The sequence below is a fragment of the Paractinoplanes hotanensis genome (assembly GCF_023717965.1).
Classification (GTDB): domain Bacteria; phylum Actinomycetota; class Actinomycetes; order Mycobacteriales; family Micromonosporaceae; genus Actinoplanes; species Actinoplanes polyasparticus.
The window spans coordinates 44,456-54,712 of sequence record NZ_JAMQOL010000004.1 but is presented as its reverse complement, the minus strand read 5'-3'; the positions used below and the strand labels follow the sequence as shown (position 1 = coordinate 54,712).

Below are 10,257 nucleotides of genomic sequence, written 5' to 3'. Positions count from 1 at the left end.
AAGAGCACCGCTACCAAGGCGACGGCAGCCAAGAAGACGGCCGCCACCAAGACCGCCGCCACCAAGGCCGCCCCGGCGACCAAGACGGCGGCCGCCAAGAAGACGACCGCCCGCAAGACCACGACCGCGGCCACCGCGGCGACTCCGGCTCGCGCCCGCGCCACGGGCACGACCCGCAAGACCCGCTAGTTCCGCGCGAAAAGGCGTCCACCCGAACGGTGGACGCCTTTCGTGTGTCCGGGTCGGGGGAACGGCAGCGCGCCTACCGTCTGCGGGCATGGGGCGTGATGTGTCGCCGCGGGGACTGTTCGGCCGGTCGCTCATCGCCGCGCTGGTGTTCACGGCCGCCGTGGTGCCGGGCTGGACGCTCGGCGGGCTGGCCAAGCAGTACACCGGCTCGGGACTGCTGGACTGGCTCGTCACCGGGGCCTGGGCCGCGCTCGTCGTGCGCGTGCTCGCCCCGTGGGCCTCGTACCGGCCCCGGGACGCCTGGCTCGGCCTGATCCCGCTCTACAACTGGTATCTGGTCTGTGTGCTCGGCTGGCGGGTCTCACTGCTGCCCCTGCGCGACTGGGAGCCGCGCGAGGACGAGTTGTGGCGCGCCCGGTGGCTGACCGGCGACCTGATCGGCTTCTGGCGCGCCGACCCGGTACGTACTAGAGCCGAGCCGGTTCGAGCAGGCGGTCGCCGGTCCAGGTGAGCAGCCAGGCGTCGCCCTTGGCGGTCTTGTAGGGCTCGCTGTCGGCCTCGTCGAGCAGGGTGGCCAGCAGGTGCGGGATTATCTTGCCCTGGCTGCAGATCACCGTGCGGCCGCCGGAACGCACATCGAGCAGGCGCTGCGCGGCCAGCTTGGCCTTGGCCGGCGCCTCGTCGGCATCGGCCGGTTCGGCGAACGCGCCGTCGACGACGATCGGCAGACCGCCGTGCGCGGCCGACACCGGCTCCAGGGTCTGCTTGCATCGCAACGGCGTCGCCGTGATCAGCCTTTCCGGACCGATCGGGCCGCAGATCGCGGCGAACCGCTCGGCCTCGGCCTGACCCTGGGCGTCGATCGGGCGCAGCGCGTCGTTGCCCGACCACTTCTTGCGCTCGCCGGCGTGCGCGTGCCGCACCAGCACGAACACCGACGTGATCGGGGGCAGGGAAGCGGCGTGCTCGAGCACGGCCCGCTCGTCGGCGTAGGTCAGCCGGGCCGCGGCCTCGTCGAACGGCAGCCACGCGATCTCGTCGACCTCGTGGGTGTCCTGCACGGGGCCACCGTCACCCACCGCCTCCATCAGCCAGTAGTCGACCGTCTTGGGGCGGCCGTCCGGCAGCGTGTAGGAAACAGCGGGCAGGGCCGCCCGGACCCGGGGCGTCTGGCCGGTCTCTTCCAGCACCTCGCGAGCGGCGCCGAGGATCGGCGGCTCGTCGTTGTCGAGCTTGCCCTTGGGCAGCGCCCAGTCGTCGTAACGGGGGCGGTGCACGAGACAGACCCGGCCGTCGCGTACGAGAACGCCACCGGCGGCGCGGACCGCGGTCGTCTCGCTCACTTGACCGCCTTGCCGATGACCCGGCGCAGCAACGCCTCCTGCAGGTGGACGTGCGGGTCGGTGGGGCTGGCCGGGTGCCGGTGCCAGGTGCCGTCGCCGGCCAGGTCGAAGCCCTCGGTGGTGTCGCTCATCGACAGGTCGAGCACGTAGCGCAGCTCTTCGCGGGCGGTCGGCAGGGTGACCCGCACCAGCGCCTCGACCCGGCGGTCGAGGTTGCGGTGCATCATGTCGGCCGAGCCGATCCAGTATTCGGCGTCGTCGCCGGCGCCGAACCGGAACACGCGCGAGTGCTCCAGGAAGCGGCCGACGATCGAGCGGACCCGGATGTTGTCGGACAGACCGGGGACGCCGGGCCGCAGCGCGCACATGCCGCGGATGATCAGATCGGACCGCACGCCGTCCTGCGAGGCCCGGTAGAGCGCGTCGATGGTCTCCTCGTCGACGAGCGAGTTCACCTTGATCTGCACCAGCGCCTCGCCGCCCGCGCGGGCGATGCGGGCCTGCTCCTCGATCCGCTCGATCAGGCCGGAGCGGACGCCGTGCGGCGCCACCAGCAGGCGGCGGTACGACCGCTGGCGGCTGTAGCCGGTGAGCACGTTGAACAGGTCGGTGACGTCGGCGCCGACCTCGGGGTCGGCGGTCAGCATGCCGAAGTCCTCGTAGAGGCGCGCGGTCTTCGGGTGGTAGTTGCCGGTGCCGATGTGGCAGTACCGCCGGATCTGGTGGCCTTCCTGGCGTACGACCAATGCGGTCTTGCAGTGGGTCTTGAGCCCCACCAGGCCGTAGACGACATGGCAGCCGGCCCGCTCGAGCGTGCGGGCCCAGGCGATGTTGGCCACCTCGTCGAAGCGCGCCTTCACCTCGACCAGCACCACCACCTGCTTGCCGGCGGCGGCCGCGTCGACCAGCGCGTCGACTATCGGCGAGTCACCCGAGGTGCGGTAGAGGGTCTGCTTGATGGCCAGCACGTGGGGGTCGGCCGCGGCCTGCTCGATGAAGCGCTGAACGCTCGTCGAGAACGAGTGGTAGGGGTGGTGGACCAGGATGTCGCTCTCGCGCAGCCGGTTGAAGACGCTCCGCGGCACCTCACCGTCGGCAAGCTGCGGATGCGTCGCCGGCACGAAAGGACGGTCCTTCAGATCGTCGCGGTCGCACTCGCCGAAGACCTGCCACAGGGCCGAGAGGTCGAGCAGGCCGGGCACCCGCTGCACGTCCGAGCTGACCACGTCGAGCTCGCGGACCAGCAGGTCGAGCACGTGGTCGCTGATCGAGGCGGCGACCTCGAGGCGCACCGGCGGGCCGAAGCGGCGCTGGGCCAGCTCGCGCTCGAGCGCCTGCAGCAGATCCTCGTCGCGGTCCTCGTCGACCTCGAGCTCGGCGTTGCGGGTGACCCGGAACAGGTGCCACTCCTGCAGTTGCATGCCCGGGAAGAGCTGGTCGAGGTGGACGGCGATGAGCTCCTCGACGGGCAGGAAACGCGCCGCCCGGCTGTCGTTCTGCACCGTCACGAAGCGCGGCACGTTGTTCGGGACCTTGATGCGGGCGAACAGCTCGTTTCCGCTGCCGTCGGGATCCCGCAGCACGACCGCGAGGTTCAGCGACCGGTTCGAGATGTACGGGAACGGGTGCGCCGGGTCGACCGCGAGCGGCGTCAGCACGGGGAACACCTGCTCGCGGAAGTACGTGCGCTGACGTTCCCGCTCGGGGGCGTCCAGCTCGGCCCAGGCGACCACCTCGATGCCCTCGGCCGACAGCTTGGGGCGCACCTCGTCGCCGAAGCAGGCCGACTGCCGGGTCACCAGGTCGGCCGTGCGCTGCGAGATCATGTCGAGCTGGTTGCGCAACGAGGAGCGGTCGCCACCGCGCATGGGCAGACCGGCGTTGAGCCGGCGCTTCAGGCCCGCGACCCGCACCATGTAGAACTCGTCGAGGTTGCTGGCGAAGATGGCCAGGAACTTGGCCCGTTCGAGCAGCGGGGTCTCCGGGTCCTCGGCCAGCGCCAGCACCCGGGCGTTGAAGTCGAGCCAGGAGAGTTCCCGGTTGAGGAACCTGTCCTCCGGCAGCTCGGTCAGCTCGGGGCCGTCGCGCTCGGTCAGGTCGTCGGGCTCGATGCTGGTGGTCACCACTCGCTCCGTCGTTGTCGGATCGGCGTCCGCGGTCTCGCACACGGGCGCCGGATCTGCCGTTTCGCTCTTGGTCGTGCGGGGAAGGAAGCGGCCGTCCGGGCCACGCCGGCGGCTGGTGGGGGTCCGGGGCGAGGTGTGCATCGCACCATCATCGCCGGTTTCGCCAGAACGTGAAACGGACACAGCTGCACCGTTTCAGTCGACCCCGGGAATTCTCACCTGGCGGACGTGGCCGTCCTCGCCGGCCTCGATGGCGACCCGCTGCCCCAGACGCAGTTTCCGCAGCCCGGAGGCGTCGAAGGCGGGCGCGCCGAAGGCCAGCTCAGTGCCGTCGTCGAGCAGCAGAGTGCCGCTGCGGGAGGTGGGGTCGAAGGTCGCGACGGTGCCCTGCATGGCCTTGACGCTACCGGTCAGGCGGCGGAGACGCAGGCCACCTTGAGTCCCACGTCACGCAGCAGGGCACAGGTGTGCTCGCCGGCGCCCAGGCCGAGGACGGTGCGCAGGTCGCCCGGGGTGTCGACGTCCTGCCGCAGGCCGGGCCAGTCGCCCGTGAGCGGGCGTGCTCCGGAGCCGACGTGGGCGGCCGCCGAACCGATGCCGAACCGCGGGTCGAGCGGCTCGCCGGGCGGCACTGCCAGCAGGACCGTGCCGCTGCCGGCGGCGTCGGCCACGAACGCGCGGCCGGGCCGGGCGGCAGCCAGCGCCGCGTCGAGCTGTGCGGGGCGCAGCGCGGGCAGATCGCCGGCCAGCACGGCGCGGTGGGCGCCGAGCCCGGCGACCTCGTCGGCGCCGTACCGCATGGCCTCGTTGAGCCCGGCGGCCGGCCGGTCGGGCACCACGCGGGCGCCCAGGGCGGTCACGGCCGCGGCCGTCACCGGGTCGTCGGTCACCACCAGCAGCTCGGCCACGGCCGGAGCGGCCAGCACAGCGGCCGCGGTGTCGCGCACCATGGCCAGCGCGAGATCGCCGTGCCGGGCGGCGGGCACGGCACCGCGCAGCCGGCTCTTCGCGGCCGTCAGCCGCTTCACCGGCATGACCGCCACCCAGTCGCCCGTAGTCATCGTCACCAGTGTGCCAGCGGAGCCGGTAAGGACCCCTACCTGGTACCGCAGGCCGCGAGCAGGCATGATTTCGACGCAGGCACGACGACCAGGGCGACGGGGAACCGCCGCCCGAGCAGGGCAGGAGGAGCCGTGGCACACCGCAGGCTCGGATTCTGGCGGAGTTTCGCGGCGGCACTGGTGATTCCTGTGCTCAAGGTCTGGACCAGCCGGACCTGGCTCGGCACGGAACACATCCCGCGGTCCGGCGGCGTGATCATCGCCCCGAACCATGTGTCGCATTTCGATCCGGTCATCGTCGGCTACTACATCTTCAGCGCCGGCCGGTGGCCCCGCTTCCTGGGCAAGGCCAGCCTGTGGAAGGTGCCGTTGCTCGGCGGCTTTCTCCGCAAGGTCCAGCAGATCCCGGTGGAACGCGGCAGTGTCGAGGCCGTGAAGTCCCTCGACGTGCTGGTCGACGCGCTCCAGCAGGGCGGCGTCGTGGTGATCTATCCCGAGGGCACGACCACCCGCGAGCCCGACCTGTGGCCGATGCGGGGCAAGACCGGCGCGGCCCGGCTGGCCCTGGTCACCGGCGCGCCGGTGGTCCCGGTGGCCAACTGGGGGGCCGAGCGCATCTTCGATCCCCGCACCAGCAAACTGCGATTCCGGCGTACGCCGGTCACGGTGACAGCCGGTCCGCCGGTCGACCTGAGCCGGTGGCACGGCACGACCCCGACCCGGCAGGTGCTCGAGCAGATGACCGACACGATCATGCACGACATCAGCCTGCTCGTCGGCGAGCTGCGCGGCGAGCAACCGCCGGCCGCCCTCTACGACCGCCCGCGGCGCCAGGCGCCCAGCGCCGGGGACGCCGGATGAGCCGGGCCGCGGTGATCGGGGCCGGCGCCTGGGGCACGGCCTTCGCCAAGATGCTGGCCGAGGCCGGCGCCGACGTCACCATGTGGGCCCGCCGCGAGGCGGTCGTCACCTCGATCCGCGACCACCACCTCAACGAGAGCGCGCTGCCCGGGCTCAAGCTGCCCGAGCGCATCACCGCCACCGGCGACCTGACCGAGGCCGTGTCCGGCGCCGGAATAGTGGCGATCGCCGTGCCGTCCCAGACGCTGCGCGGCAACCTCGCCGAGTGGGCGGGCGCGTTCGAGGCCGACTCGACGATCGTCTCGCTGATGAAGGGCATCGAACTCGGCACGACCAAACGGATGAGCCAGGTCATCGTCGAGACGGCCCGGGTCGACGCGTCCCGGGTGGTGGTCGTCTCCGGGCCCAACCTGGCGCCCGAGATCGCCGCCGAGCAGCCGGCCGCCACGGTGGTGGCCGGCGCCGACGCCGACCGGCGCCGGGCCGTGCAGCACGCGATCGCGCTGCCCTACATGCGTCCCTACACGAGCGAGGATGTGGTCGGCTGCGAGCTGGGCGGGGCCGTCAAGAACGTGATCGCCCTGGCCTACGGCATGGCGGCGGCGATGAAGCTGGGCGACAACACCAAGGCGTCGCTGATCACCCGCGGCCTGGCCGAGACGGCCCGGCTGGGGGTGGCGCTGGGCGCCGACCCGCTCACCTTCGCCGGCCTGGCCGGGCTGGGCGACCTGGTGGCGACGTGTTCGTCGCCACTGTCACGCAACCGCACCTTCGGCGAGCAACTGGGTCTGGGCAAGACTCTGGAGCAGGCGCAGGCGGCCGCCCGGCAGACGGCCGAGGGCGTCAAGAGCTGCCTGGCGATCCGCGACCTGGCCCGCGCGCACGGGGTCGAGGTGCCGATCACCGAGCAGGTCGAGCGGGTGTGCCACGAGGGTGTGGACCCGCGGGTCGCGGTGAAACTGCTGATGGGTCGGGAGATGAAGCCGGAGTGAGCGAGCTGAGCTACAGCGACGGAACCAGGGTTGTGCACGCGGGACTGCCCGAGGCCGAGCCGGGCGACCCGTTCCTGCCCGGCCCGGTCTTCGCCGCGCCCTACCACCTCGACCCCGAGCAAGGGCAGGTCGGCGACAACGGCTACGGGCGGCCCGACAACCCCACCCGGCGCCTGCTCGAGTCGGCGATCGGCCAGCTCGAGGGCGGCCGGACGCTGACGTTCGCCAGCGGTCAGGCGGCGATCACCGCTCTGCTGCTCTCTGTGCTCCGCAGCGGCGACACGGTGGTCCTGCCCTCCGACGGCTACTTCACGGTCCGCAGCTTCGCCGAGAGCACCCTTCGCGACCTCGGTGTGACGACGGTGCCGGCGCCGACCGCCGGTCCGTTCCCCGACTTCACCGGCGTACGCCTGGTGTTGCTCGAGACCCCGGCCAATCCCGGCCTCGACGTCTGCGACATCGCCGAGGTCGCCGCGGCCGCGCACGCCGCCGGCGCGCTGGTGGCCGTCGACAACACCACGGCCACGCCGCTCGGCCAGAACCCGCTGGCGCTCGGAGCCGACCTGGTCGTCGCGTCCGGCACGAAGGCGCTGACCGGCCATTCCGACGTGCTGCTGGGCTACGTCGCCACCAACGACCCGGCGCTGTTCGACAAGGTCGAGACCTGGCGCAAGCACACCGGCGCGGTTCCCGGCGCCTTCGACGCGTGGCTGGCCCACCGCTCGATCGCCACGCTCGACCTGCGCCTGGCCCGCCAGAGCCAGAACGCGGCGGCGGTGGCGGCCCTGCTGAGCGGCCGGGCCGACGTGACCGGGCTGCGCTGGCCGGGTCTGAACTCCGACCCGTCGTACGCCGTGGCGTCCCGCCAGATGCGGCGCATCCCCGGCGTGGTCTCGTTCGACCTGGGCGACGCGCAGCGGGTGGCCCGCTTCCTGACGGCAGCCGAGCTGGTCTTCGCGGCCACGTCGTTCGGCGGCGTCCACACCACAGCCGACCGCCGCGCCCAGTGGGGCGACGACACGTCCCCCGGCTTCATCCGTCTGTCGTGCGGCATCGAGGACACGGTCGACCTGCTGGCCGACCTGACCGCCGCCCTCGACGAGGCCTGACCCGCCACGCCCCCGAGTGATCCACTGGCCGGGGGCGGGCGGGATACCGTGCCCGGGTGAGTTGGGACAGCTTCTCCGGTGACCAGGTAGCCGCCATGACCCAGGGCGAGAGCTTCTTCGCCGCCCCGGGCGAGCGAGAGTGCCCCTCGTGCGGGGACAAGAGTCTCCGCGCTTATGTCACCGCCCCCGAGAACGCCCGTCGCCCCACGCTGGTGAGCTACGTCTGGTGCTCCTCGTGCCGCAAGTTCGTCGGCACCCGGGCCAAGCACCCCGAGGGGCTCGTGTTCAGCGACCCGCTGGCCGCTCTGCCGTCCACCGAGCGCCGCGAACTGGAGCGCAGCCTGGTCGGCTTCCTCGACCACCTCGACACCCTGTGGGACAACGGCGTGCTGCCCCAGACGTTCGCCGCCTGACGCCGGTCACGACGTCCTGGACCAGAGTGCGTCCAGGGGGAGCACCGACGTTCCGCGTCTTCGGGAAAAGCTTCCGTATCTTGCACGCCGGGGACCGATCTCATGAGCCGGCGGCCGGGCTCGGCCGCGACCGACGACGGCGCGAAGCCCGCTCGGGAGGCGGGTGCTGATCCACGCCGCGTACGTATTGATTTCGATCCTCAGCGCTTCTATGGTTAGTTACATGAGTAATGAACCAACGTAGGGAGGGTCGCGTGTTCAACGACCGCAGCCCGATCTACCTGCAGATCGCCGACGGCATCAAGAACGACATCCTCAGTGGTTCCCTCCGGGAGGACGAGCAGGTCATGTCCACCAACCAGTACGCGGCCTTCTATCGCATCAACCCGGCCACCGCGGCCAAGGGCTTCGCCCAGCTGGTCGACGAGGGGGTTCTCTACAAGAAGCGGGGGATCGGCATGTTCGTCAGCCCGGACGCGCCCGGCAAGCTGCGCGCGGCCCGGCGGGAACGCTTCTTCGCCGAGGCGCTCGAGCCGGTGCTCGACGAGGCGGATCGGGTCGGCATCAGCATCGACGAGATCACGCACTACCTGGGGAGCCGGCGATGATCGAGATGCGGGGTGTGACCATCCGCTACGGCGACACCCTGGCCGTCGACGACGTGCATCTCACGTTGCCGACCGGCAAGATCTACGGGCTGCTGGGGCGCAACGGGTCGGGCAAGACCAGCCTGCTCAGCGCGCTGGCCTCCTACCGGCGCCCGAACCGGGGCACCGTTCTGGTCGACGGGGTCGAGGCGTTCGAGAATCCGCGGGTCATGCGGGGCACGGTGTTCGTCCGCGACACGCTCGACCTGAACGACTCGGACCGGGTGCGCACGGCGCTCGACGTCGCGGGCTGGCTGCGGCCGACCTGGGACGCGGAGTATGCGCTCAAGCTGCTCGACATCTTCGAGCTCGACAGCCGCAAGCGCGTCTCGGCCCTTTCGCGGGGCCAGCGCTCGGTCGTCGGGGTGGTGCTCGGGCTGGCCGCGCGGGCGCCGTTGACCATCCTCGACGAGTCCTATCTGGGCATGGACGCGGTGGCCCGCACCCTGTTCTACCGCGAGCTGCTGGCCGACTACCTGTCCCACCCGCGCACGGTCATCCTCTCCACCCACCTCATCGAGGAGGTGGCCGATCTCTTCGAGCGTGTCGTCATCATCGACCGCGGCCGGATCCTGCTGCACGACGAGACCGACGCGCTGCGCGGGCGCGGGGTCACCGTCACCGGGCCGGCCGAGCGGGTCACCGCCTTCGCCGCCGGGCACACGGTGCTCGGTGAGCAGAGCCTCGGCGGCGTACGCGCCCTGACCCTGGACGGCCGGCTCGAGCCCGGCGAGATCGCCCGGGGCGAGCAGGCGGGCCTGACGTTCGGCCCGCTCGGCCTGCAGGACCTGTTCGTGCACCTCACCTCGCAGCGGCTGGAGGCTTCCCGATGAGTGTCGTCACGTCCCTGCTCCGGCTCTGGCGGCCGATGATCCTCTGGTTCGCCGCCATCCTGGTCGCGGTCGAGGTGGTCGCGGTGGCCGCGATCTCGGCGGCGGGTCCGGTGCGGTTCAGCTTCTGGCTGGTCGTCGCGGGCGCGGCCGCCCTCTACTGGCCGCTGGTCGCCGGCATCCTGCTGGTCAGCATGTTCTTCAAGATCTTCGTGGCGAACGGGGTGACCCGGCACGAGTTCCTGCGGGGGATGGCCTTGTCGGCCCTGGCTGTCACGATTGTCTTCCCGGCCGTGGTCGTCGTCGGGCACGCCGTCGAGAGCGTCGTCCTGGGCCTGGCCGGCCACCGGGCCGAGAGCTACCCGGTGTTCCGGTTCGGCGAGGCGGCGGCCGAGTACTTCCATCTGCTGCCGGCCACGGCGGGCTTCGTCACCTCGGGCATCCTGATTACGGCCGGGTTCTACCGGTTCCGGCCGTGGATCGGCGTGCTGCTGATCGCGCCCGGCTCGTTGCCGGCGCTGACCGGCAACGGGCTGATCGAGATCGACGACTCCGGTGAGCTGATCGCCCGGCTGCCCTACGCGATCGCGCTGACCCTGACCGCTGTCGCGGTCGTGCTGGGCTGGGCGGCGACGCACCGGCTGCTCCGCGACGTCGCCGTCAAGCGGTCGGCGACGTAGCGGCGA

General features: G+C 71.7%; 13 protein-coding genes. 9 read left to right on the top strand and 4 right to left on the bottom strand.

The genetic code is table 11. The features are described from left to right. Both LXN57_RS03870 and LXN57_RS03865 read left to right on the top strand, forming a co-directional pair. A partial coding sequence (locus LXN57_RS03870; protein ID WP_251796595.1) for a hypothetical protein occupies window positions 1–189 on the top strand: 189 nt, incomplete at its 5' end. An 88-nt stretch (window positions 190–277) separates the two neighbouring features. Then, a complete protein-coding gene (locus LXN57_RS03865; RefSeq protein ID WP_251796594.1) occupies window positions 278–700 on the top strand; it encodes a hypothetical protein in 423 nt (140 codons plus the stop codon). Here LXN57_RS03865 and LXN57_RS03860 read toward each other — a convergent pair. Genes LXN57_RS03860 through cofC form a run of 4 tightly spaced genes read right to left on the bottom strand, consistent with a single transcriptional unit; the run spans window position 657 to window position 4,719 of the window. Further along, on the bottom strand, window positions 657–1,532 hold the full coding sequence (locus LXN57_RS03860) for an NUDIX hydrolase (protein WP_251796593.1): 876 nt from the start codon (window positions 1,530–1,532) through the stop codon (window positions 657–659). The two genes, LXN57_RS03865 and LXN57_RS03860, sit on opposite strands and share 44 nt — an antisense overlap. Next, window positions 1,529–3,799, bottom strand: a complete 2,271-nt coding sequence (locus tag LXN57_RS03855; RefSeq protein ID WP_251796592.1) for an RNA degradosome polyphosphate kinase — start codon at window positions 3,797–3,799, stop codon at window positions 1,529–1,531. The genes LXN57_RS03860 and LXN57_RS03855 overlap by 4 nt, the downstream gene beginning before the upstream one ends. Window positions 3,800–3,853: 54 nt before the next feature. Further along, complete coding sequence (locus LXN57_RS03850; protein ID WP_251796591.1) at window positions 3,854–4,051, bottom strand: cold-shock protein; 198 nt, start codon at window positions 4,049–4,051, stop codon at window positions 3,854–3,856. A 17-nt stretch (window positions 4,052–4,068) separates the two neighbouring features. Then, the gene (gene cofC / locus LXN57_RS03845; protein ID WP_251796590.1) at window positions 4,069–4,719 is read right to left on the bottom strand and encodes a 2-phospho-L-lactate guanylyltransferase; all 651 of its coding nucleotides are present in this window, start codon (window positions 4,717–4,719) and stop codon (window positions 4,069–4,071) included. Between the two features lie 132 nt (window positions 4,720–4,851). Here cofC and LXN57_RS03840 point away from each other — a divergent pair, with 132 nt between their 5' ends. From LXN57_RS03840 to LXN57_RS03810, 7 genes are all read left to right on the top strand, one after another. Then, complete coding sequence (locus tag LXN57_RS03840; protein ID WP_251796589.1) at window positions 4,852–5,580, top strand: lysophospholipid acyltransferase family protein; 729 nt, start codon at window positions 4,852–4,854, stop codon at window positions 5,578–5,580. Then, window positions 5,577–6,572, top strand: coding sequence for an NAD(P)H-dependent glycerol-3-phosphate dehydrogenase (locus LXN57_RS03835; protein WP_251796588.1), 996 nt, complete (start codon window positions 5,577–5,579; stop codon window positions 6,570–6,572). The genes LXN57_RS03840 and LXN57_RS03835 overlap by 4 nt, the downstream gene beginning before the upstream one ends. Before the next feature lie 5 nt (window positions 6,573–6,577). Continuing rightward, complete coding sequence (locus LXN57_RS03830) at window positions 6,578–7,681, top strand: cystathionine gamma-lyase (protein ID WP_438872823.1); 1,104 nt, start codon at window positions 6,578–6,580, stop codon at window positions 7,679–7,681. 56 nt (window positions 7,682–7,737) lie between these two features. Then, window positions 7,738–8,094, top strand: a complete 357-nt coding sequence (locus LXN57_RS03825) for a hypothetical protein (protein ID WP_251796586.1) — start codon at window positions 7,738–7,740, stop codon at window positions 8,092–8,094. 254 nt (window positions 8,095–8,348) lie between these two features. Further along, a complete protein-coding gene (locus LXN57_RS03820; protein WP_221375959.1) occupies window positions 8,349–8,702 on the top strand; it encodes a GntR family transcriptional regulator in 354 nt (117 codons plus the stop codon). Continuing rightward, window positions 8,699–9,574, top strand: coding sequence for an ATP-binding cassette domain-containing protein (locus LXN57_RS03815; protein ID WP_251796585.1), 876 nt, complete (start codon window positions 8,699–8,701; stop codon window positions 9,572–9,574). The genes LXN57_RS03820 and LXN57_RS03815 overlap by 4 nt, the downstream gene beginning before the upstream one ends. Beyond that, window positions 9,571–10,251: a hypothetical protein gene (locus LXN57_RS03810; RefSeq protein ID WP_251796584.1), complete on the top strand. Its 681-nt coding sequence runs from the start codon at window positions 9,571–9,573 to the stop codon at window positions 10,249–10,251. The genes LXN57_RS03815 and LXN57_RS03810 overlap by 4 nt, the downstream gene beginning before the upstream one ends. Window positions 10,252–10,257 lie beyond the last annotated feature (6 nt).